The sequence below is a fragment of the Pseudomonas putida genome (assembly GCF_030159595.1).
In the GTDB taxonomy this organism is placed as follows: domain Bacteria; phylum Pseudomonadota; class Gammaproteobacteria; order Pseudomonadales; family Pseudomonadaceae; genus Aquipseudomonas; species Aquipseudomonas putida_AC.
Window position 1 is genome coordinate 557608 of record NZ_BSKJ01000002.1, and the last position, 22571, is coordinate 580178.

The window sequence follows — 22571 nt, forward strand, 5'->3', positions numbered from 1 at the left end:
CCGACTCCTCTGGATACTGCTTTTTATTCAGGTGCGAAGATCTTACCCGGATTCATGATGCCGTTAGGGTCGAACACGGCCTTTATTGCCTTCATGCAGGCGATTTCTTCAGGCGAGCGGCTGTAACCCAGGTAGTCGCGTTTGGTCATGCCCACGCCGTGCTCGGCGGAAATCGAGCCGTTGTAGCGTTTGACGATATCGAACACCCACTTGTTAACCTTGGTGCACGAGGCAAAGAACGCGTCCTTGCTCATGTGCTCGGGCTTGAGGATGTTCAAGTGCAGGTTGCCATCGCCGATATGGCCGTACCACACCACTTCGTAATCTGGGTAATGTTCTGCGACGATGGCGTCGATATCGCGCAAAAACGCAGGCACTTTCGACACAGTGACCGATATGTCGTTTTTGTACGGGGTCCAGTGCGAGATGGTTTCAGACAGATACTCGCGCAGCTTCCACAGGTTTTTCAGCTGGGTTTCGCTCTGGCTCATCACGCCGTCCAGTACCCAACCTTGCTCGACGCAGTGCTCGAAGGTGGCCAAGGCTTCGTTGGCGACCTCTTCAGTACTGGCCTCGAACTCCAGCAGCGCATAGAACGGGCAGTCGGTCGCGAACGGCGCGGGCACATCGCCGCGCGCCATAATCTTGGCCAAGCCTTTATCCGAGAAGAACTCGAAGGCGGTCAGGTCCAGCTTGCCTTGGAAGGCGTGCAACACCGGCATGATCGAGTCGAAGTCCGGCGTACCCAGCACCATCGCCGTGAGATTGCGCGGTGCCCGGTCCAGACGCATGGTGGCCTCGACCACGAAGCCCAGCGTACCTTCAGCGCCAATGAACAGCTGGCGAAGGTCGTAGCCGGTGGCGTTCTTGATCAGGTCCTTGTTCAGCTCCAGCAACTCGCCCTTGCCGGTGACCACTTTCAGCCCGGCCACCCAGTTGCGGGTCATGCCGTAGCGAATGACCTTGATCCCGCCGGCATTGGTACCAATATTGCCGCCTACCTGGCTGGAACCGCTGGAAGCGAAGTCCACCGGGTAATACAGGCCCTGCTCTTCAGCGAAGGTTTGCAACTGACGCGTGATCACCCCAGGCTGGCAGGCCACGGTGCGGTCGAAAGCATTGAAGCCGAGAATCTGGTTCATGTAGTCGAAGGCAACCACCACTTCGCCATTGGCCGCCACGGCACCGGCAGAAAGCCCGGTACGTCCGCCGGACGGGACCAGCGCCACCTTGTGCGCATTGGCCCAACGCACGATCGCCTGCACCTGCTCTACTGTCTTGGGGAAGACGATGGCGCTGGGCGCCGGCGGGTAATGCTTGGTCCAGTCCTTGCCAAAGGCTTCGAGGGAAGCCGCGTCGGTCAGGACCTTGCCAGGGTCGACAAGGGTCATCAGTTCTTCAATTACAGCGGGGTGGGTCATCGCTGGAACTCTCGACTTATTCATAGTCACCCTGAGCACTCTTCACCTGTCGGGATAAGCTCAGATTGTGTCGCGTATGCTAGCATAGCCCTCCCGCTGTTCATGCTAAGGCTGCCCTCGCGCCTGGCATCACCCCTCGCCATTTTTTCTCCGGGATACAGGTTTACGCAGATGAGCAAGACTTCTCTCGACAAGAGCAAGATCCGGTTCCTTCTTCTTGAAGGTGTGCACCAGAACGCGGTCGATACCCTCAAGGCCGCCGGCTACACCAACATCGAATACCTCACTGGTTCGTTGCCGGAAGCCGAGCTGAAGGAAAAGATCGCCGATGCCCACTTCATCGGCATCCGTTCGCGCACCCAGCTCACCGAAGAGATCTTCGACTGCGCCAAGAAACTGGTAGCCGTTGGCTGCTTCTGCATCGGCACCAACCAGGTTGACCTGGAAGCGGCCCGTGAGCGCGGTATCGCCGTGTTCAACGCGCCGTACTCCAACACCCGTTCGGTAGCCGAGCTGGTCCTGGCCGAGGCCATCCTGCTGCTGCGCGGCATCCCCGAGAAGAACGCCTCCTGCCACCGTGGTGGCTGGATCAAGAGCGCGGCCAACTCGTTCGAAATCCGTGGCAAGAAGCTGGGCATCGTCGGCTACGGTTCGATCGGGACCCAGTTGTCGGTCCTGGCCGAAAACCTGGGCATGCAGGTGTACTTCTACGACCCGCTGACCAAGCTGCCACTGGGCAACGCCGTGCAGGTCACCAGCCTCAACGAGCTGCTGGGCCTGGCCGACATCGTTTCGCTGCATGTGCCTGAGCTGCCATCCACCCAGTGGATGATCGGCGAGAAGGAAATCCGTGCAATGAAGAAAGGCGCGATCCTGATCAACGCCGCCCGTGGCACCGTGGTTGAGCTGGACCACCTGGCCGCCGCCATCAAGGACAAGCACCTGATCGGCGCCGCCATCGACGTGTTCCCGGTCGAGCCACGCTCCAACGACGAAGAGTTCGAAAGCCCGCTGCGCGGCCTGGACAACGTGATCCTGACCCCGCACATCGGTGGTTCCACCGCCGAAGCCCAGGCCAACATCGGCCTGGAAGTGGCCGAGAAGCTGGTCAAGTACAGCGACAACGGTACCTCGGTGTCCTCGGTCAACTTCCCGGAAGTTGCCCTGCCGGCCCACCCAGGCAAGCACCGCCTGCTGCACATCCACGAAAACATCCCGGGCGTGCTCAGCGAGATCAACAAAGTCTTCGCCGAGAACGGCATCAACATCTCCGGTCAGTTCCTGCAGACCAACGAGAAAGTCGGCTATGTGGTAATCGACGTTGACGCCGAGTACTCCGACCTGGCGCAAGAGAAACTGCAACAGGTCAAGGGCACCATCCGTTCCCGCGTTCTGTTCTAAGTTTTCTTGCAGGATAAAAAAGGGAGGCCCTGGTGGCCTCCCTTTTTTTATTTCACTTCAACCGTGATCTTCTTCGACACGACGCTCGGCTTGAACGGTACATGATACTGGTCACCCAGGATCAGTTGCAGCGTATGCTTGCCCGGCGTCAGGGTAATGCTGGTTTCGGTCTGCGCCTTGCCAAAGTGCAACACCTGCGGGCCCGCCGGCAGTGCAGTGCCAGCTTCGGGCATCAGGCTGGTTGGCAGCGGCATGTCGGCCACGGGTTCTTTATCCACATCCACCAGCAGGTGGTGGTGCCCGGTGTGCGGGGTCTGGTCACCCGCTGGCTTGAGTGCCATACCCTCGATGCCGAATTTGACGGTGAAGGTCTTGTCGACCGTGGCACCCTCGGCGGGGGAAACGATGAAGACCTTGGCCTCCTTGGGCGGCTCCTGGCTCTTCAGGGCGTCCGCGGCACTGGCGAACATCGACGCTCCCATCAGCAGACCGGCAACGGCAGCACGCGAAAATAGGCTGTTCATTCACTTCTCCTGTGATTCACTTATTGACCGCAGCCTGGGATCCAAAGGCAGCGGTAGTTCACCTTAGTTGAAATATTCGCCAAGGTGTTCACATTGCCTGACAGAAATATTTCGGTCAGGGTTAAACAATGCCGAGGCTTCAAGGTCATAGGCTGCGCTCGATCACGGCGAGGAAGAAAGCCGTGGCGAAAGTTATTCATCTGCTAAAAGAAAAGGGGCATTCATGCGTTCGACCATAGGGGTACTGCTGGCAGTACTGATCAGTCCATTGGCCCAGGCGGAGCTGATAGACGAAATCGCCGACCGGGGCGAACTGCGGATTGCGGTACAGGCTGACAATTCGCCGTACGCCTTCAAGCAAGACGACCATCTGACAGGTTTCGACATCGAATTTGGCCAGGACCTGGCCCGGGAACTGGACTTGCGCGCCGAGTTCGTCGAAGCCCCGGCAGCCGAAGTATTGAGCGGTGTCGAGAGTGGCAAATATGACGTCGCATTCACACCATCGAGTGATGCGCTCAAGGGCGACGGCCCGCTCGATGTGAGCCTTCCGTTTGGCGAGAAGAAGCTGGTGATCCCGTTCCAGAAGGACAACCCGGCGTTCGAAAGTGCGGTGAACAATGCGCTGCAACGGCTGAAAGACAGTGGCCGCACGGCCGAGCTTGAGCAGAAGTGGTTCAAGGGTGTGCAGGAGACTGCGGCCGGGCAGTAAGATTTTTTACAGCCTGTACCGGCCTCTTCGCGGGTGAACCCGCTCCCACAGGATCACCACATGACTCAAGACCTGTGCAGTACCTGTGGGAGCGGGTTTACCCGCGAAAGGGCCAGGACAGGCTTAAACTGAAAGCCCGGCCAGCGCCTGCTGCGCCTGTTCCAGCTCCAGCTCACTGAACACCCGCACCCCCTCCCGCCGCAGCAACGCGGTGGTCACCCCTTCCCCCGCCACCTTCACACCGCTGAACGTGCCGTCATAGGTCAACCGGTTGCCACACGAGGGGCTGCCAGACTTCAGCACCGCCACACGGATGCCATGCCGACGCACCCGTTCCAGCGCCAGCTGCGCCCCGGCCAGAAACGCGGCACTGACATCTTCGCCCGCCATCGTCAGCACCTGTGCAGTGCCATCAAGCACCTCGCCGCCCTGCCCGCCGGGTATCTCGGCTGGCGGGCGCGGGGTCGGCAAGCCACCTGCCACCTCCGGGCACAACGGCACCACGCGCCCCTCGGCCTGCCACTGCTGCAACAGGTCCGGGTGCCCACTGGCCCGGCCGTCATAGCGCACCGGCTGCCCGAGCAGGCAGGCGCTGACCAGCACCTTGGGCAGATCAGAACGGGTCATTGCCACGGCGCCTGAACCAGCCCGTCAACGACAGCCGCTCACGCCCGGCTGGCAACACTTCGTGCGGCACTTCTCCCGACAGGAACACCACCAGGCTGCCCGCCACTGGCTCAATGTCGTGCTCGACGCCATCGGGCAGGAACATGCGCAACTGGCCACCGTCTTCTGGCTGCCAGCCTTCATTCAGGTACAACACGGCCGACACCATGCGCCGGTCATCGTCGCGAAAACGGTCCAGGTGCCGGCGATAAAACGCCCCCGGTGGGTACAGGGCAAAATGGCATTCAAAGTCTTCAAGGCCCAGGAACAGCCCCTGGTTGATGGCCAGCCGCAACGGGTCCATGGCCGCCAGGTACTGGTCGCAGGCCTCGGCCTGACCAGGGTCGATCCACTGGATCTGGTCGCCACGGATGGCCTCGCGCACTTCCTGGGCAACACCGCGCCCAACCCCTGCTGGGTTGAGTTCGCCTTCGGCATCACGGCGCCGGCATTCGGCCGCCAGCGCGCGTACCAGGTCGGCAGGCAGAAACAGCGCCTGCTGGGACCAGCCATGGGTGGCCAGATCGTCGACGACGGCCGCAAGCATCGGGTGTTCGGGGGAGTTGTGCATGGCGCGCATCATATCCATTAGCCATGCCGGCGCACAGCGCCACTTGGCCGAGAAGTTCGCGGATATCTCGACAAACCGGCGCCGGGCCAAGGACAATAGCCGCCTGCCGACAGGAGTCCTGAATGCGCCGTCTGTTTTCCCTGATTCTGCTGATGATCTGCACCATGCCTGTCTGGGCAGACAACCTGGATCAACTGTACAAGGCCGCCGGCTGGCCCGACCAGCGCGCCCACTTCAACGATGCCCTCACCGCCGCCCAGGCGCGCTATCGCAACAGTTTGCCACCCGCCGTCTACCAGGCGCTGGTCAACAACAGCAACCAGCGCTTCCAGGCCCAGGCGGTGGACCGTCGCGCCCAGGCGCAGCTGCGCGCCACCTTGGCCAATCCGGCACCGGCCCTGGCGTTCTTCCAGTCGCCGCTGGGACGCAAGGTGGTGGCAGCGGAACTCAAAGCCACACGCAAGGACGAACTGGCCAAGAATGCCAAGGGCTTGCCAAAGATCCAGGCCAGCGACGACCGCCTGCTGGTCATCGGCCACCTGGCCCAGGCCCTGCCAGCGCGTGAGGCCGGCGCCGAAGTCAGCCTGGCCATCGCCGGCGTGGCGGCCGACAGCCTCAGCTCGATGATCCCCGGCCTGTTTGGCGGCGGCCAGGCCCAAGGCCTGCTCGACGGCCAGCGCCAGCGCCTGATGAGCCAGATCGGCGAAGACCTCAACAACACCCTGCTGTATGTCTACCGCGACCTGTCCGACGCCGAGCTGGAAGCGTTCGCCACCTTTGCCGAGTCACCCGACGGCAAGGCGTACTACCAGGCCGCCCTGGCCGCCGTGCGCGCCGGCCTGGCGGTTGGCCAAAGCACCAACGACTTGAAGTGATCAGCCCAGGCGCTGGTCGATGAAGTCGAAGTAGCGCTGGCGAATGCCCGGCAGCTCGTTGGCCAGGTGGTGGCGGGCCTCGGGCAACATCAATATCTGCGGCTCGGCAAACTTGGCCTTGAGCACTTCGAGGTTGTAGGGCCAATCCACCGTGCCATCGGCTTCCCCCTGTACGATCAACGGCTGCCGCGAACTACGCGGCGCGGCCTCGATACGTTTGACCCAGGCGATCAGTGCGCCCACCCAGGCAGTCGGCAAACGTCGCGGTTGCAACGGGTCGGCCTCCAGGAACGGCAGGAAGCTCGGGTCGTTGGTGTTTTCGCTGAAGCGCCGTTCGATGCCGTTCACGAAGTGGCGCAGCACGCGATAACTCAACTTCGACCAGCGCCACGAACAAGGCCGCACCAACGGTGCCAACAGGATGACCTGGCCATCGATCGGGCTGCGCGCGCCCTGATGCAGCAGGTGATCCACCGCAATGGCGCCACCTGTACTTTGCCCGCACAGGTGCCAGGGGCGCGGCAGTTGCAGCGTGCGGGCCTGCTCGAACAACGCCTCCAGCACCTGCTGGTACACCGCGAAGTCACTGATGCTGGCCCGCTCACCACTGGACAGGCCGTGGCCGGGGAGGTCGCAGCTGACAACGGCGAAACCCTGCTTGAGCGCCCACTCGATCACATGCCGGTAAAGGCCCATGTGGTCGTAATAGCCGTGCAGCAGGAACAGCGTCGCGGTCTGCCGCTCGGGCAGCCACACCTGCCCGACCAGGTCGAACCCCGACGCCTGGAACCCGCCCAGCCAGCTGTGTACCGGCATGTTCAGGCCGTAGAAGCGCTGGTAGTCCTGCGCCTCGGCTGTTAACGGCTGGCGAGCGGTCAACGGCGCCAGGCGTGAGCGTAGGTGGTCGGGGTGAAAAGCAGCAGGCATCGAGCACATCCACATTGATGCAATGTATTGATCTGGAATCTTCAGCTCTGGCCGGCGACATGGCAAGCTTGCTCACCTTTGAACAACCAGCACCGATCAAACTGTTGGATCAACTGTCATGCACAAAACCTGAAAGCTGGCGCGATCACTGTGGGAGCGGGCTTGCCCCGCGAACACCGGCAACGCCGGTGCCATCCACCGCGTCGCCTGCTTCGCGGGACAAGCCCGCTCCCACAAAGGGCCACCGACTCTTCATGAATAGCCAAATCATCAAACCGCTGTGCACGGTAATCGCCTTGTTGGTCGGTACCGCCATCCTCTGGCAGGCCTACACCACCTTCCAGGCACGCTACCTGCGCCCGTTCGACAACCAGACCACACTGTTCGACGGCAGCCAGCTGCAATTGCCTGCCGAACTTGCCGGCCCAGGCCCAGTCCGCGTCGTGCACTTCTGGGACCCAGCCTGCCCCTGCAACGTCGGCAACCAGCAGCACCTGGGCGACCTGGTCAGCCAGTTCGCAGGCCACGGCGTAACGTTCCATGTGCTGCAAAAGCCCGGCAGCCACGGCCAGTTGCCTGCCAACCTCACCGCCCTCAAGCCCATCGCCAGCCTGCCCGGCAGCGAGCACCTGCCCGCCTCCCCGGCCGTGGCCATCTGGGACCGACAAGGTCGCCTGGCCTACTTCGGCCCGTACAGCGAAGGCGCGGTGTGCAATGCCAGCAACAGTTTCATCGAGCCTATCCTTAACGCACTGCTCGACGGCCGCAAAGTCAGCGCCTCGAATACGCTGGCCGTGGGCTGCTATTGTCCTTGGGCCGAATGACGCATGCACAAGGAGACTTCATGAAACGCAGCCTGACCCTGTTGGCCGTGGTGGTTGCCGTGGCCGCTGGCGCCGGTTACTGGTACATGCAGGGCAAGCTGCCGCAGCGCGAGGGCGAGGTGGCCATGGCCGGCCTGCAGGCGCCGGTCAGTGTGCGTTACGACGCACGCGGTGTGCCGCACCTGCAGGCCCAGAACGAGGCAGACCTGTACCGCGCCCTGGGCTATGTGCACGCCCAGGACCGGTTGTTCCAGATGGAGATCCTGCGTCGCCTGGCCCGTGGTGAGCTGGCCGAGGTGCTGGGCGACAAGCTGCTGCCCACCGACACCCTGTTTCGCAGCTTGCGCATTCGCGATCAGGCGGCGCTGATGGCCAAGCGACTGGACCGCCAGTCACCCGCCTGGCAGGCCCTGCACGCTTACCTCGACGGGGTCAACAGCTGGCAGGTCAGTCATCCCAAACCCATGGAATTCGACCTGCTCGGCATCACCCCGCGCCCGTTCACTGCCGAAGACACCCTGAGCATCGCCGGTTACCTGGCCTACAGTTTCGCTGCCGCGTTCCGCACCGAGCCCGCGCTAACCTACATCCGCGACCAGCTCGGCCCCGACTACCTGAACATCTTCGACCTCGGCTGGAAACCCGAGGGGGCGCTGGACACGCCACTGGCCGCTGCCGACTGGGAAAGCCTGGAAGCCCTCGCCCGCCTCAGCCATGAGGCACTGGGCGAGGCCGGCATCCCGCAATTCGAAGGCAGCAACGCCTGGGCGGTGGCCGGCAGCCATACCCACAGCGGCAAGCCGCTGCTGGCTGGCGACCCGCACATCGGCTTCGCAGTGCCGGCGGTGTGGTACGAAGCCGAACTCTCGGCACCCGGTTTCAACCTGTACGGCTACTTTCAGGCGCTCAACCCGTTTGCCCTGCTCGGCCATAACCGCGATTTCGGCTGGAGCCTGACCATGTTCCAGAACGATGACGTCGACCTGATCGCCGAACGCACCCACCCGGCCGATACCAACCAGGTGATGGTCGATGGCAAATGGCAGGCACTGGAAAAGACCGAGCAACAGATCGCGGTCAAAGGCGAAGCACCGGTCACCCTCAGCCTGCGCCGATCGCCCCATGGCCCGATCGTCAACGACGTGCTGGGCGCCACGGCCGGCCCCACGCCAATCGCCATGTGGTGGGCGTTTCTGGAAACCGAAAACCCGATCCTCGAAGGTTTCTACCAGCTCAACCGTGCCGACACCTTGGGCAAGATGCGCGAGGCTGCGGCCAAGGTCCATGCGCCGGGGCTGAACTTTGTCTGGGCCAATGCCCGTGGCGATATCGGCTGGTGGGCCGCTGCACAGCTACCCATCCGACCCGACGGCGTCGACCCGGCGTTCATCCTCGATGGCGCCAGCGCGCAGGCCGACAAGCTCGGCTTCTACCCCTTCAGCGCCAACCCGCAGCAGGAAAACCCGGCGCGTGGCTATATCGTCTCGGCCAACTTCCAGCCACCGGCAGTGGTGCCGATTCCGGGCTACTACAACCTGCCCGACCGTGGCCGCCAGCTCGACCGTCAGCTGGCCAACCCTGAGGTGAAATGGGATACGCAGAACAGCCAGGCCCTGCAACTGGATACCGCCAGTGACCACGGCCCGCGCACCCTTGCGCCGCTACTGGCAACCCTGCGCGCCGTGGCCGAGGGTGGCGAGGAGAAGGAACTGGTGGAGCAGTTGGCCGCCTGGCGCGGTGACTACCCGCTGGACTCGACCAGCGCCACGCTGTTCAACCAGTTCCTCTACGAACTGGCCTTCGCGGCCCTGCATGACGAACTGGGCGACACCTGGTTCCCCGTGCTGATCAGCACCCGCGCCATCGATGCCGCCTTGCCGCGCCTGGCGGCGGATGCCGACTCCCCCTGGTGGACCACCCGCGGGGGCAACCAGCGCACCGACCGCACCGCCATCGTGCGCCAGGCCTGGCAGCACAGCCTGAAGCACCTGCGCGATACGCTGGGCAGCGACCCTGCCAGCTGGCAATGGGGCAAGGCCCATACCCTGACCCACAACCACCCGCTGGGGGTGAAAAAGCCGCTGAACCTGCTGTTCAACGTCGGACCGTTCGCCGCACCCGGTACCCATGAAGTGCCGAACAACCTCTCGGCGAAGATCGGCCCGGCGCCATGGCCGGTGACCTATGGGCCGTCGACGCGGCGTCTGATCGACTTCGCCGACGCCGGGCAAGCACTGACCACCAACCCGGTCGGGCAGAGTGGCGTGCCGTTCGACAGGCATTATGCGGACCAGGCCGAGGGGTATGTGCAGGGGCAGTATCAGCGGGCACAGATGGGGGTGATTCCGGCGCAGAGCACGCTGAGATTAGTGCCCGCCAGATAACCGAGGGGGCTGCTGCGCAGCCCCGTTTACACAGTCAGCCCTGCCACTTGCCCCCTTCCACAATCACGCTTTCCGGCTTGGTGTCATCGCTCAGTTCCTTGCGCACATACTGGTCATACAGCTTCAGCAGAAACTTCTCTTCCCCAAGCTTCGCCAGCTCGGCATTCACCCAGTCACGCAATTCGGTGTTGCCCTTCTTCACCGCCGGCGCAATCGGTGCTTCTTCACCCAGCAACTCGGGCAGCACGCGGAAACCCGGGTTCTGCTTGGCCCAGCTGAACAGGATCAGGTTGTCCTGGGCATAAGCATCGCCACGGCCGGTGGCCAAGGCTTGCAGCGACTCGCTGTTCTTCTCGAACTTGAGCAGTGTCCAGTCCGGGTGGTGCTTGGTCAGCCAGATGTCGGCAGTGGTGCCGGTGGTGACGATGATGGTCTTGTCGGCCAGGTCGTCGAGCTTCTGCACCGGGCTACCGTCCGCGACGATGGCCTGCACGGCAACGCGCAGGTTGGGGTTGGTGAAGTCCACCGCTTCCTTGCGCTCCGGGGTTACGGTCATGTTGGCGAGGATCAGGTCGACCTTGTCGCTCTGCAGGAACGGAATACGGCTGGCCGGTTCCACGGCAACGAACTCGACCTTGTTTTCATCACCCAGCAGGTCCTTGGCCAGGCGCCGGCCAATGTCGGTGTCAAAGCCCACATAGCGGCCCTTGTCATCGACGAAACCGAACGGCGGCTTGTCGGTGAACACCCCGACAATCAGCTTGTCACGGGCCTTGATGGTTTCCAGGTAGCTGGTGGCTGGCGATGCCGCTGCTGGCTTGGGTGGCTCTTCGGCCTTGTTGCAGCCGGCCAGCAGGGCCAGGCCAAACAACGGCGCCAGCAGTTTGGTGAGGTTGGCAGTTTTCATGACAGTTCCTTGTGCAGTTTCTTTGGCAGGCTTTCTACGAAGGAGAATTTCTCCAGGAACTGCTGCGCGCGTGCGGTCTGCGGTCGGGTGAAGAAGCTCTCGGGGTCGCCCTGTTCAAGGATCCTGCCGGCCTCCATGAACACGATGCGGTCGGCCACCGCGCGAGCGAAGGCCATTTCGTGGGTAACGATGAGCAGGGTCATGCCGTCGCGGGCCAGGCCCTGAATCACCTGCAGCACTTCCTTGACCATTTCCGGGTCAAGGGCGGCGGTAACCTCGTCGAACAGCATCACCTCGGGGTTCATGCACAGTGAGCGCACGATGGCGATGCGCTGTTGCTGGCCCCCGGACAACTGCCGGGGGAAGGCGTCGCGCTTGTCCAGCAGGCCGACCCGCGCCAGCAGCGCTTCGGCCTGGGCCTGTGCTTCGGCACGTTCGCGCTTTTGCACCTTGAGTGGGCCGAGCAGCAGGTTGTCGATCACGCTCATGTGGCCGAACAGGTGGTAGCTCTGGAACACCATGCCCACCCGCTGGCGAACGTCGCGCCAGTCGGTGCGCGGGGCGAGCAACTCTTGCCCGGCCAGGCGCAGGTGGCCGCTGTGGGCCTGCTCCAGGCCGTTGAGGCAGCGTAGAAGTGTGCTCTTGCCGCAACCGCTGGGGCCGAGGATGACCACCACTTCGCCGGCCGCCACCTTGAGGTCGACGTCCTTGAGCACCTGGTGCTGGTCAAAAAACTTGTTGAAACCCTGGAATTCGATCAATGCGCTCATGAGTGTGCCCAGCGGCGTTCCAGCACGCGTGAAGCGGCGGACAGCGGATAACAGACGATGAAGAAGAACAGGAACAAGGCACCGTAGATCAGCACCGATTCGTAGGTGCGCTCGATGATCTGCTGGCCGGCCTTGATCACCTCGACCACGCCGATCAGCACCGCCAGCGAACTGGTCTTGATGATCCGCGTGTAGATGTTGATGGTCGGTGGGGTCATGCGCTTGAGCGCCTGCGGCAGCAGCACATAGCCATACAGCTGCCAGCCGGCCAGGCCGATCGACAACCCGGCCTCGCGCTGGCCCCGCGGCAGCGAAGCCAGTGCACCGCGCACCACCTCGCCCACCTCACTGGCGCCCCACAGGGCCAGTACCAGCACGGCGCACCAGAAGCTGGGGATACTCAGGGCAAAGAAGATCGGCAGGCCGAAGAACACCAGATACAGCCAGACCAGCACCGGGATGGCGCGGAACAGCTCCAGGTACACCTGCAAGACGATGTTCAGGGCACGGTTGCCCAGGGTTGCCAGCACGCCGTACAGCACACCGCCCAGCGTCGCGAACAGCATGCCCAGCGCCGAGATGGCCAAGGTCTGCGCGGCGCCGCCGGCCAGTTGCGGCAGCGTCTGCAGCAACAGTTCAAATCCCGAACTGGCCATGTTGCAGCCTCCTTTCCACATAGCGCAGCAGCAACGACAGCGGCAGGAACAGCAGCACGCAGAGCAAGGTCAGCACGGTGAGCATTTCGTAGGTTTTGTAGTACAGCGCGATGTAGTTCTTGGTGGTGTAGAGGATTTCCGGCACGGCCACCGCCGACACCACGGTGGTTTCCTTGAGCAGAAAGATGAAATTGGCGAACAGTGCCGGCAGGCTGAGGATACCGGCTTGGGGCAGCAGCACATGGCGCAGCAACTGGCCCTCGGACAGGCCTATGGAGCGCCCGGACTCAAGCTGGGCACGCGGAACCGCCTCGATGCCGGCCCGCAACACTTCGGTGAGGTAGGCACCGCCCATGAAGGTCATGGTGATGACCGCAGCGGAAAAACCGGAAATCTTCAGGCCCAGGCTCGGCAGAGCGAAGTAGACGAAGAACAGCTGGATCAGCAGCGGCGTGTTACGCGCCAGCTCCACATAGGCTTTGACCAGGCGCCACAGGTAGGGGGTACGCAGCACCAGCAGGGTGGCGTTGACCAGGGCGACCAGCAGCGAGGTGGCGATGGCGATCAGGCCGACCTGCAAGGTCACGCCCACGGCCTTGAGAAAGGCGGGTAGCGTGCTGAGGATGAATGCGATGTCGAGGGTCATGGTAGAGCAAGTCTGCGGGGTGCGCGGGGCACAATGACTAGACTCTAATGATCTAAAAAACTTTTTAATAAATACCTTTATCGCATATGCATATCACCGAGAATTTTTCACCTGGCCATACATTTGGAGGCTGCCTTGCAGCCCCAGAAACAAAAACGCCGGCACTAGGATGCCGGCGTTGGTCACGCAAAAAATCTACAACCGGATCAGAACGCCGGCAGCACCGCACCCTGGTACTTCTTGGCGATGAATTCCTTCACTTCAGGGCTGGTCAGGGCCTTGGCCAGTTTCTGGATGGCTTCGCTGTTCTTGTTGTCCGGGCGGGCAACCAGGAAGTTCACATACGGCGAGTCGGCGCCTTCGATTACCAGTGCGTCCTTGGCCGGGTTCAGGCCGGCTTCCAGGGCGTAGTTGGTGTTGATCATGTCCAGGTCGACCTGGTCCAGCACACGCGGCAGCATGGCCGATTCAAGCTCGCGGAACTTCAGCTTCTTCGGGTTCTCGGCGATGTCCTTGGGAGTAGCCAGGGCATTCTTCGGGTCTTTCAGGGTGATCAGGCCAGCCTTCTGCAGCAGGATCAGGGCGCGGCCGCTGTTGCTGCCTTCGTTAGGAATGGCAACGGTGGCGCCTTCCTTCAGCTCGGACAGGTTCTTGATCTTCTTCGAGTAACCGCCGAAGGGTTCGACGTGTACGCCGATCACCGTTTCCAGGTGGGTGCCTTTACCTTCGTTGAAGCTCTTCAGGTAAGGCAGGGTCTGGAAGTAGTTGGCGTCCAGACGCTTCTGATCCACCTGCACGTTCGGCTGCACATAGTCGGTGAAGACCTTGATCTGCAGGTCCACGCCCTCTTTGGCCAGGGTCGGCTTGATCAGCTCAAGGATTTCGGCGTGCGGTACCGGAGTAGCGGCAACCACCAGTTTTTCGGCGGCGGCGGCCAGGCCGGAGAACGACAGGGCAGCAGCCAGGGCGGTGGTCAGCAGGGTCTTCTTCATGGTGGTCCTTGTTCTGAATCTGGGCCATCGACGATGGCGAATCGGGTGCCCAACCGCTTCATCAGTGGGCGTGAGGCGGACAATACCTAGATTTTTTATTCCGTAACAATATCTTTTACTTAGCTGCTTATTCCAAAAACAAACTGCCATCAGCCACTTTGCTTATGAGCGATGTCTAGCGCGCGGGGTTGAGCAGGTCGAGGTCCTCTGGCTGGATCTCTTCGCCGTCATTCACCAGCAGGGCAAAGTGGATGACGTTCTCCAGTTCACGCGTATTGCCGGGCCAAGGGTGCGCTTCCAGCACCTGCTGCGCCGCTTCGCTCACCAGGGGCACAGGCCGCTGCAGGCGTACGCTGTAGATACCGACGAAGTACTCGGCCAGCGGCAGGATATCGCCTGGCCGCTCACGCAGCGGTGGCAGCACCAGTGCCCCTTCGCGCAGGTACTGGTACAAGCGCTCGTTGAAGCGCCCCGCACGCACCACTCGCGCCAGGTCGATGCTGGTCGCAGCCACCAGCCGCACATCCACCGGCTGTGGCTGCTGCGCGCCCACCCGGGTGACCTCGCGGTTTTCCAGGGCCGCCAGCAGCTTGCCCTGAATGGCCAGCGGCAAGTCAGCGATCTCATCCAGGTACAACGTGCCGCCGTTGGCCGAGCCAAACCAGCCGGCACGGCTGCTGGCCGTGCCGCCATGGCTGCCAGCGCTGTAACCGAACAGTTCGGCATCGGCGTAAGTGGGGCTGATGGCGGCGCAATTGACCGACACGAATAGCCCGCCACGGTCGCTGGCACGGTGAATCTGACGGGCCAGCAGCTCCTTGCCCGTCCCGGTTTCGCCACGGATCAGCACCGGCAAGGGTTGCGGCGCCAGGCGCTCAAGGTCTTCGCGCAGCTGCTGCGAACGCGGGTCGATGAACACCAAGGCCTTGGCGCGGATGCTCAGCGGGCTCTTGTCCAGCTCGGGGAAGGTCAGCAGCGGCTGGCCAAACGGGTTTTGAAACGTCATGACGAACTCCCGCCCCAGGCCTGCTTTGGCCGGGCGTCAGGTAAACGGTAAACAGTAAGGGCTGTCAGGCGCGACGCAGTGCGCGCTGCTCAACCCGGCTCTGCAAGCGGTACAGGTAGGCGAAGCCTTGTTCCCAGCGCTCATGGCCGGACTTGACGTTGATGTGCCCGGCGTTGCTCAGCAACCCCGCTTCGGCGCCCCAGGCTTGGGCCAGGTACAGCGCCCGTGGCACGTTCACGGCCGGATCGTTGTCCGAACTGACCACCTGGCTGGGGAACGGCAGCGCCTCGGTCGGGATCGGCGCGAAGTTGCGCAGGGCTGGCGCGCAGGTGGGCCGTTCGACATCTGCCGGGGCCACCAACAGAGCACCGCGCACCCTGCGCAGCAAGGCTGGGCTGGCCTGCGCGGCCCAATGGGCGACGGTGATGCACCCCAGGCTGTGGGCAATCAGTATCACTGGCGAGCGCTCGGCGGCAATCGCCTGCTCCAGCGCCTGCACCCAGTCCTGACGTTGCGGGGTGAGCCAGTCGTGCTGCTCGACCCGCGCACTGTTGGGCAGGGTGCGCTGCCAGTGACTTTGCCAATGGTTGTCTGGCGATCCTTGCCAGCCCGGCACAATCAGGTAACGAATTGACTCATTGCGCATGGGGACGCCTCCAGTAAGTTTGCGTGCTTGGAGACAAGTATAGGGAGGGAGTTATATTCGTAAAGGAATAAGAAGCTATTTATTAATAACTAAAAATTTGATTTTGGCTAATGGCCCTATCGCCGGCAAAAAAAAGAGGGCCAACCCCTGCCAAGAGATGTGGCCCATAAGCACTTGCCTGAAGAGGTTTTGCAGCTATCAGCGCGCGGTTATCACCGCCAGCTTGCTGATCCCCGCACGTTCGATGGCCGCCATGGCCCGCGCCACTTCGCCGTAGTTCACGCCGTCATCGGCCTGCAGCTGCACGCGCACGTCTGCGTCCTTGTCCTTGGCGGCCTTGAGGTTGGTTTCCAGCAGGTCGGGCTGGATCTGGTCCTTGTTGATGAACAACTTGCCTTCACCGTCGATGCTGACCACCAGCGGGTCTTTCTGCTCCACCGGGGCCACGGCCTCGGTCTTGGGCAGGTTGATGGGGATGGCGTTGGTCAGCAACGGCGCGGTGACGATGAACACCACCAGCAGCACCAGCATGACGTCCACCAAGGGCGTGACGTTGATTTCACTGAGGACTTCGTCGCTGTCCTGGGTCGAAAAGGCCATATCAGGACGCCTCCTTCACCGGCTGGGTAAAACCGGCCTGGGCTTTTTGCACAGCAGGGTGTACCAGCACACGGAAGGCACTCTTCTGCGCCAGGCTGTAGAAGTCGTGGGCGAAGTCATCCAGGTCGGCGGCCGTCAGCTTGAGGCGGCGCAGGAAGTAGTTGTAGACCAGCACCGCAGGCACGGCGACGGCAATACCCACACCGGTAGCCACCAGTGCCGCGCCGATCGGTCCGGCGACAGTTTCCAGGCTGGCGGAGCCGGCTGCACTGATGCCCTTGAGCGCTTCCATGATGCCCCACACGGTGCCGAACAGGCCGATGAAAGGCGAGGTGCTGCCGATACTGGCGACCACCGCCAGTCCGGTTTCCAGCGAGCGGCGTTCACGCACGATCTGCTGGCGCAAGGCGCGTTCCAGGCGGTCCTGGTGGTTGATGGCATGGCTCAGGTCGTTGGCCTGGGTGTCGCCAACGGCAATGGCGGCGTAGCCAGACTGGGCAACGCGTGCAGCCGGGCCAGGCAACTCATGGCTGAGTTCGGCGGCCGAGTCCAGGCTGGAAGCAGCCCAGAACTGCTGGTGGAAGCGCTTGTCCTGGTTCTTCAGCCGCACGAACTGCGCGACCTTGACCAGGGCCAGGCCCCAGGTGACGACAGAGAAACCGACCAGCAGCCAGATGACTGCGCTTTCAACGGATTCGAGGGGGGATGCCAGCAGGCTCATGATGGTGTCTTCCTGTGTTCTGCGAAATAGTTAGCGAAGCTTGAAATCGATCGGCACGCTGACCCAGCCGGTCTGGGCCACGTCGCCCTGCTTGGCGGGCACGAAGCTCCAGCGTTTCACGGCGGCCAGCGCGGCAGCGTCGAGGGCATCACGGCCACTGCTCTTCTGGATCTGGATCTGCCCTGGTTTGCCGCTGGGCAGCACCTCGACGCGCAACAGCACGGTGCCTTCCCAGCCACGGCGCTGGGCCATCTGCGGGTACTCCGGCGCCGGGTTCTTCAGGTACGCGGCGTTGGCCGATGCCGGGGTTATCGGGGCCGGCGCAGGTGGTGCGGGTGCAGGCGGCGCCGGCGCGGCCACCTGGGCTGGCGGCGGTGCCTCGACCGGTTTTGGCTGTGGTTTGGGCGCTTGCTTGACCACAGGCTTGGGCACGGGCTTTGGCTTGGGTTTGGGCTTGGCAGCCAGTTCGTCGACTACAGGTGGTGGTGGCGGCTCGACCACGGGCGGCACGGGGGCTGGCGGTGGCGGCTCGACCACGGGCGGTGCCGGTGCGGCAAACTCGATGGTCATGGGCGGCACTTGTGGTGGCACCACCGGCAGCTCGGGCGTCGGTGCCTGGCTGACCCAGTACGCTGCAGCGCCATGCAGGGCCAGCACCAGCAGGCCCAAGACCAGCTTGTCGCGGCGCTTGAGCCCGCTGACAGGCGTGCGTTGCAGGCGCAGCTGGCCCAGCGGGAGGCGAAGCGTGCGTCCAAGCTCGACCAGGTCGCCCGGGGCCGGGCGCCATGGCTGGTCGTAGGCCCTGACGGCCGACTGGACATTACCCATTGATCAAACTCCTGGGGTCTCGATTCAGGTGTGTGGCTGAATCATCGGGGCCAGAGGCTTATCTCTTAAAGTAATGTTTAAAATTATGGTTAGAACTTAAGTGAATAACATCTTGAGTGGATAGCGTGAAAGCCGCGGATTGCGCGGGCTGCGGCTGGTCGGTGCAAAAACGATGCATTGCAGGCATGCAAAATATTCGTGCAAGGCATGAGATAGCCGCGAGGGCTGCGCCCTCGATCGCCGGCAATCTGACAGGTATAAAAAAGCCCGGGACCAAGCCCGGGCTTCTCATCATCAAGGGCGGCTCAGATATCCGCCACCTTCTGCCAAACCTTCGGCCGGAAGAACAATGTCTCCCCTCGCGCCAACCCGGTCAGGCTGTCATGGTCCTTGACCACCTCGGCCTCGATCAGCTCGCTCTGCCCTTCCACCTTCAAGGTCACCCGCGTGGTAGCACCCAACGGCCGAATATCCCGCACCTCAGCCGCATGGTGTCCCTCGGTCTCATGCCGCGACAGCGACACCTCGTGCGGGCGGAACAGTACATGGTGCCCTTCGCTCAGGGCCAGGCGGTTGGAGTCGCCCAGGAAGTGGTAGACGAAGTCGTTGGCCGGCTGCTCGTACACCTCGCCCGGCGAACCGATCTGCTCGATCACGCCTTTGTTCATCACCACGATGCGGTCGGCCACTTCCATGGCTTCTTCCTGGTCGTGGGTAACGAACACCGACGTCAGGTTGATATCCTCGTGCAGCCGCGCCAGCCAGCGGCGCAGCTCCTTGCGCACCTTGGCATCCAGCGCGCCGAACGGCTCGTCCAGCAGCAACACCTTGGGCTCCACGGCCAAGGCGCGCGCCAGGGCAATACGCTGACGCTGGCCGCCAGACAGTTGCTCCGGGTAGCGGTCGGACAACCAGTCCAGCTGCACCATGTTCAGCAACTCGTGCACTTTCTCGGCAATCTTGCTCTCGCTCGGACGCTCGCCCTTGGGCTTCATGCGCAGGCCGAAGGCGACGTTGTCGAACACGCTCATGTGGCGGAACAGTGCGTAGTGCTGGAACACGAAACCGACGTTGCGGTCACGCACGTCATGGCCGGATACATCCTCGCCATGGAACACGATGTTGCCCTGGTCCGGGGTTTCCAGGCCGGCGATGATGCGCAGCAGGGTAGTCTTGCCGCAGCCGGACGGGCCCAGCAGCGCCACCAGCTCGCCGCTGTTGATGTCCAGGTTGATGTTGTTCAGGGCCTGGAAGCTGTTGAAGCGCTTGCTGACATTACGAACTTCGATCGACATGAATCATTCCTCCGCGGCGCTGTGGCGCAGGCGGTTAATACGGTTCTCGCTCCACTGCTTGAGCAGCAGGATGAAGAGCGCCAGGATCAGCAACAGGCTGGCCACGCTAAAGGCCGCGACGTGGTTGTACTCGTTGTAGAGGATCTCTACATGCAGCGGCAAGGTGTTGGTCACGCCACGAATGTGGCCCGACACCACCGACACCGCGCCAAACTCGCCCATGGCCCGTGCAGTACACAGCACCACGCCATAGATCAGGCCCCATTTGATGTTGGGCAAGGTCACATGCCAGAACATCTGCCAGCCATTGGCACCGAGCAGGCGCGCGGCCTCCTCTTCTTGCGTGCCCTGCTCCTGCATCAGCGGGATCAGCTCACGGGCCACGAACGGCACGGTAACGAAGATAGTCGCCAGGACGATGCCCGGCAGGGCGAAGACGATCTGGATGTCGTGGTCTTGCAGCCAGGGGCCGAACAGGCCTTGCGCACCGAACATCAGCACATAGACCAGGCCGGCGATGACCGGCGACACCGAGAACGGCAGGTCGATCAGGGTGACCAGGATACTCTTGCCACGGAAGGTGTATTTGCTCACGCACCAGGCGGCGCTGACACCGAACACCAGGTTCAATGGCACCGAGATGACCACGGCAAGCAGGGTCAGCTTCAGAGCCGACAAGGCATCAGGCTCGAAGATCGCTTCGAAGAAGGTACCAAAGCCGTTCTTCAGCGCCTGCGATACCACGATCACCAGCGGCAGCAGCAGGAACAGCGCGAACACCAGCCAGCCAAGGCCGATGAGAATGCGCCGGGAAGTAGCGCTGCCACGGCGGGCGGCGTTGGCGGCGGCGCTTGCACTCAGGGATGAACTGGACATGCCGGCCTCCTTCAAGGGGTTTCGATGCGGCGCTGCAGCAGGTTGATCAGCAGCAGCAGGATGAAGGAAACCACCAGCATCAGCACGCCGATGGCGGTCGCGCCGGTGTAGTCGTACTGGTCGAGCTTGACCATGATCAGCAGCGGCAGGATCTCGGTTTTCATCGGCATGTTGCCGGCAATGAAGATCACCGATCCATACTCACCCACGCCACGGGCGAAGGCCAGGGCAAAACCGGTGAGCCAGGCGGGTAGCAGGGCCGGCGCCAGAATATGCCGGAACACCTGCAGCGGCTTGGCCCCCAGGCAGGCGGCGGCCTCTTCCACTTCACGCGGGATGTCGGCCAGTACCGGCTGCACCGTGCGCACCACGAACGGCAAGGTGACGAAGGTCAGCGCCAGGGTGATGCCCAGCGGGGTGTAGGCGATCTTGAAGCCAAGGTCGGTGGCGAACTGGCCGACCCAGCCCGCAGGCGCGTACAGGGCAGTCAGGGCAATACCGGCAACGGCGGTGGGCAGCGCGAACGGCAGGTCGATCATCGCGTCGATGATCTTGCGGCCTGGGAAGGTGTAGCGCACCAGCACCCAGGCCAGCAGGGTGCCGATCACCCCGTTGATGATGGCGGCGAACAGGGCGGTGCCGAAACTCAGCTTGAGCGCGGCGATCACCCGCGGCGCACTGATGATGTTCCAGAACTGCTCCCAGGTCAGCTGAGAGGCATGAATGAACATGGCTGCCAGCGGTATCAGCACGATCAGGCTGAGGTACACCAAGGTGTAGCCCAGCGTCAGCCCGAAGCCGGGTATGACGGGGGAAATACGACGTGACATAAGTATCCCTGGTTGAACGCACGAAGCCCGGAATCAATCCCGGGCCGGTGCAAGCTTCTGAATCTTGGGGCTGCCTTGCGGCCCCGCTTTTCCCTGGCGTTTACTGTGCCTGATAGATCTGGTCGAACACACCGCCATCATTGAAGAATTTGGGCTGTGCAGTCTTCCAGCCACCGAAGTCCTTGTCGATGGTTACCAGGTCCAGTTTCGGGAATTGCTTACCAAATTCGGCAGCGACCTTCTCGTCACGCGGGCGGTAGAAGTTCTCGGCGGCAATTTTCTGCCCGGCCGGGCTGTACAGGTGCTTGAGGTATTCGGTGGCAATGTCGGTATTGCCCTTCTTCTCGGCGTTCTTGTCCACCACTGCCACTGGCGGCTCAGCCAGGATCGACAGAGACGGCACGACGATGTCGAACTTGTCGGCACCCCCGTCTTCCTTCAGCGCCAGGAAGGCTTCGTTTTCCCAGGCCAGCAACACGTCGCCCTGGCCGTTGTTGACGAAGGTGATGGTCGAGCCACGGGCGCCGGTGTCCAGCACCGGTACATGCTTGAACAGCTCCTGCACATAGGCCTTGGCCTTGTCTTCGCTACCGCCGGCTTTCAGGCCATAGGCCCAGGCCGCCAGGAAGTTCCAACGCGCACCGCCAGACGTTTTAGGGTTGGGCGTGATGACCGAAACGTCCTTCTTGATCAGGTCGCCCCAGTCCTTGATGCCTTTCGGGTTGCCCTTGCGCACCAGGAACACGATCGTCGAGGTGTACGGGGTGCTGGCATCCGGCAGGCGGGTCTGCCAGTTGTCCGGCAAGGTCTTGCCGAGCTTGGCCACTTCGTCGATGTCACCGGCCAGGGCCAGGGTCACCACGTCGGCGCGCAGGCCGTCGATCACCGCACGGGCCTGCTTGCCCGAGCCGCCGTGGGATTGCTGGATCTTCACCTTGTCGCCCGGGTGGGCCTGCTGCCAGTGCTTGATGAACTCGGCGTTGTACTGCTGGTACAGCTCGCGGGTCGGGTCGTAGGACACGTTCAGCAGTTCGTAGTCCTTGGCGATGGCGGAACCGGCAAAAACAGCACTGGCCAGGGCGGCGAGCGCATAACGGCGGATGGACATGGTGAAGCTCCCGATTGGCATTTTTCTAATTTTGGATGTGAGGTGCGATCAGCCGGACTTGTTGCCGGGCTGTTGCAGGCGGAACTTCTCCTTACGCTCGATCTGTACGACCTGAGCGTTGTGCACGGTGATCTCCACCGCACCAAATCGCAGGTCGCGCAGGGCGCTCTGGATTTCACGCAGAATGGTGGCTTCGTCCTGACCGTCGATGCTACGCAGAGATGCACTCATGCTCGTTCTCCTTGGAGTGAGGGTGCCGGGCAGAGGTTTGAAGGGGATTTGCGCCTGGCTTGAGGGCAATAGTAGTGAGGCGGAGTTATTCTTAAAAATACTGTTTAAGAATGTTTATATAACCAAATTCAAGATACTTTCTTGAAGGCAACAG

25 protein-coding genes are annotated in these 22571 nt (G+C 62.5%); 5 read left to right on the top strand and 20 right to left on the bottom strand.

Annotated features, from left to right (window positions below):
• Positions 1-23: 23 nt before the first annotated feature.
• Positions 24-1421, bottom strand: coding sequence for an FAD-binding oxidoreductase (locus QQL85_RS06805; RefSeq protein ID WP_284353080.1), 1398 nt, complete (start codon positions 1419-1421; stop codon positions 24-26).
• A gap of 171 nt (positions 1422-1592) precedes the next feature.
• Here QQL85_RS06805 and serA point away from each other — a divergent pair, with 171 nt between their 5' ends.
• Entirely contained in the window at positions 1593-2822 is a 1230-nt protein-coding gene (serA, locus tag QQL85_RS06810; RefSeq protein ID WP_016489694.1) for a phosphoglycerate dehydrogenase, read from the top strand.
• Positions 2823-2869: 47 nt separating this feature from the next.
• Here the strand turns inward: serA and QQL85_RS06815 are convergent, their stop codons facing one another.
• Positions 2870-3346 (bottom strand): DUF4399 domain-containing protein, encoded by a 477-nt coding sequence (locus tag QQL85_RS06815; RefSeq protein WP_284353079.1) that lies wholly within the window; start codon positions 3344-3346, stop codon positions 2870-2872.
• Between the two features lie 223 nt (positions 3347-3569).
• Between QQL85_RS06815 and QQL85_RS06820 the strand changes: the two genes are divergently transcribed.
• Positions 3570-4058, top strand: coding sequence for a transporter substrate-binding domain-containing protein (locus QQL85_RS06820; protein ID WP_284353078.1), 489 nt, complete (start codon positions 3570-3572; stop codon positions 4056-4058).
• Between the two features lie 123 nt (positions 4059-4181).
• Here QQL85_RS06820 and QQL85_RS06825 read toward each other — a convergent pair whose 3' ends face one another.
• Together QQL85_RS06825 and QQL85_RS06830 are read right to left on the bottom strand one after the other, a co-directional pair.
• Positions 4182-4685 (bottom strand): DUF523 domain-containing protein, encoded by a 504-nt coding sequence (locus QQL85_RS06825; protein WP_284353077.1) that lies wholly within the window; start codon positions 4683-4685, stop codon positions 4182-4184.
• Positions 4672-5304, bottom strand: a complete 633-nt coding sequence (locus QQL85_RS06830) for a 2OG-Fe(II) oxygenase (RefSeq protein WP_284353454.1) — start codon at positions 5302-5304, stop codon at positions 4672-4674. The genes QQL85_RS06825 and QQL85_RS06830 overlap by 14 nt, the downstream gene beginning before the upstream one ends.
• Positions 5305-5417: 113 nt before the next feature.
• On the opposite strand from QQL85_RS06830, the gene QQL85_RS06835 reads away from it, so the two are divergent.
• Complete coding sequence (locus QQL85_RS06835) at positions 5418-6170, top strand: DUF2059 domain-containing protein (RefSeq protein ID WP_284353076.1); 753 nt, start codon at positions 5418-5420, stop codon at positions 6168-6170.
• Here QQL85_RS06835 and QQL85_RS06840 read toward each other — a convergent pair whose 3' ends face one another.
• Positions 6171-7097 carry an alpha/beta hydrolase gene (locus tag QQL85_RS06840; RefSeq protein ID WP_284353075.1) on the bottom strand — a complete coding sequence of 309 codons (927 nt, stop codon included), beginning with the start codon at positions 7095-7097 and terminating at the stop codon, positions 6171-6173.
• A 254-nt stretch (positions 7098-7351) separates the two neighbouring features.
• On the opposite strand from QQL85_RS06840, the gene QQL85_RS06845 reads away from it, so the two are divergent.
• Entirely contained in the window at positions 7352-7921 is a 570-nt protein-coding gene (locus QQL85_RS06845) for a DUF6436 domain-containing protein (RefSeq protein WP_284353074.1), read from the top strand.
• Positions 7922-7941: 20 nt separating this feature from the next.
• On the top strand, positions 7942-10305 hold the full coding sequence (locus QQL85_RS06850) for a penicillin acylase family protein (protein WP_284353073.1): 2364 nt from the start codon (positions 7942-7944) through the stop codon (positions 10303-10305).
• A gap of 34 nt (positions 10306-10339) precedes the next feature.
• Here QQL85_RS06850 and QQL85_RS06855 read toward each other — a convergent pair whose 3' ends face one another.
• The 15 genes from QQL85_RS06855 to oscA form a co-directional block, all read right to left on the bottom strand.
• On the bottom strand, positions 10340-11212 hold the full coding sequence (locus tag QQL85_RS06855) for a transporter substrate-binding domain-containing protein (RefSeq protein ID WP_284353072.1): 873 nt from the start codon (positions 11210-11212) through the stop codon (positions 10340-10342).
• The gene (locus tag QQL85_RS06860) at positions 11209-11982 is read right to left on the bottom strand and encodes an amino acid ABC transporter ATP-binding protein (protein ID WP_284353071.1); all 774 of its coding nucleotides are present in this window, start codon (positions 11980-11982) and stop codon (positions 11209-11211) included. Before QQL85_RS06860 ends, QQL85_RS06855 begins: the two co-directional genes overlap by 4 nt.
• Positions 11979-12638 (bottom strand): amino acid ABC transporter permease, encoded by a 660-nt coding sequence (locus tag QQL85_RS06865; RefSeq protein ID WP_284353070.1) that lies wholly within the window; start codon positions 12636-12638, stop codon positions 11979-11981. The genes QQL85_RS06860 and QQL85_RS06865 overlap by 4 nt, the downstream gene beginning before the upstream one ends.
• Positions 12619-13284: an amino acid ABC transporter permease gene (locus QQL85_RS06870; protein ID WP_284353069.1), complete on the bottom strand. Its 666-nt coding sequence runs from the start codon at positions 13282-13284 to the stop codon at positions 12619-12621. The genes QQL85_RS06865 and QQL85_RS06870 overlap by 20 nt, the downstream gene beginning before the upstream one ends.
• Before the next feature lie 206 nt (positions 13285-13490).
• Complete coding sequence (locus QQL85_RS06875; RefSeq protein WP_234226424.1) at positions 13491-14276, bottom strand: MetQ/NlpA family ABC transporter substrate-binding protein; 786 nt, start codon at positions 14274-14276, stop codon at positions 13491-13493.
• A 175-nt stretch (positions 14277-14451) separates the two neighbouring features.
• Complete coding sequence (locus QQL85_RS06880) at positions 14452-15282, bottom strand: sigma 54-interacting transcriptional regulator (RefSeq protein WP_284353068.1); 831 nt, start codon at positions 15280-15282, stop codon at positions 14452-14454.
• A gap of 64 nt (positions 15283-15346) precedes the next feature.
• Positions 15347-15928 carry an alpha/beta hydrolase gene (locus tag QQL85_RS06885; protein WP_284353067.1) on the bottom strand — a complete coding sequence of 194 codons (582 nt, stop codon included), beginning with the start codon at positions 15926-15928 and terminating at the stop codon, positions 15347-15349.
• 198 nt (positions 15929-16126) lie between these two features.
• Positions 16127-16528 (bottom strand): ExbD/TolR family protein, encoded by a 402-nt coding sequence (locus tag QQL85_RS06890; protein WP_012274719.1) that lies wholly within the window; start codon positions 16526-16528, stop codon positions 16127-16129.
• A 1-nt stretch (position 16529) separates the two neighbouring features.
• Entirely contained in the window at positions 16530-17249 is a 720-nt protein-coding gene (locus QQL85_RS06895) for a MotA/TolQ/ExbB proton channel family protein (protein ID WP_012274720.1), read from the bottom strand.
• A 30-nt stretch (positions 17250-17279) separates the two neighbouring features.
• Entirely contained in the window at positions 17280-18077 is a 798-nt protein-coding gene (locus tag QQL85_RS06900; RefSeq protein WP_284353066.1) for an energy transducer TonB, read from the bottom strand.
• 305 nt (positions 18078-18382) lie between these two features.
• Positions 18383-19372: a sulfate/molybdate ABC transporter ATP-binding protein gene (locus QQL85_RS06905; protein WP_016489713.1), complete on the bottom strand. Its 990-nt coding sequence runs from the start codon at positions 19370-19372 to the stop codon at positions 18383-18385.
• A 3-nt stretch (positions 19373-19375) separates the two neighbouring features.
• Positions 19376-20248, bottom strand: a complete 873-nt coding sequence (cysW, locus tag QQL85_RS06910; protein WP_004575843.1) for a sulfate ABC transporter permease subunit CysW — start codon at positions 20246-20248, stop codon at positions 19376-19378.
• A gap of 11 nt (positions 20249-20259) precedes the next feature.
• Positions 20260-21078, bottom strand: a complete 819-nt coding sequence (cysT, locus tag QQL85_RS06915) for a sulfate ABC transporter permease subunit CysT (RefSeq protein ID WP_012274724.1) — start codon at positions 21076-21078, stop codon at positions 20260-20262.
• A gap of 100 nt (positions 21079-21178) precedes the next feature.
• Positions 21179-22186 carry a sulfate ABC transporter substrate-binding protein gene (locus tag QQL85_RS06920; protein WP_016502136.1) on the bottom strand — a complete coding sequence of 336 codons (1008 nt, stop codon included), beginning with the start codon at positions 22184-22186 and terminating at the stop codon, positions 21179-21181.
• A gap of 48 nt (positions 22187-22234) precedes the next feature.
• Positions 22235-22417 carry a sulfur starvation response protein OscA gene (oscA, locus tag QQL85_RS06925; protein ID WP_016489716.1) on the bottom strand — a complete coding sequence of 61 codons (183 nt, stop codon included), beginning with the start codon at positions 22415-22417 and terminating at the stop codon, positions 22235-22237.
• Positions 22418-22571: the final 154 nt, after the last annotated feature.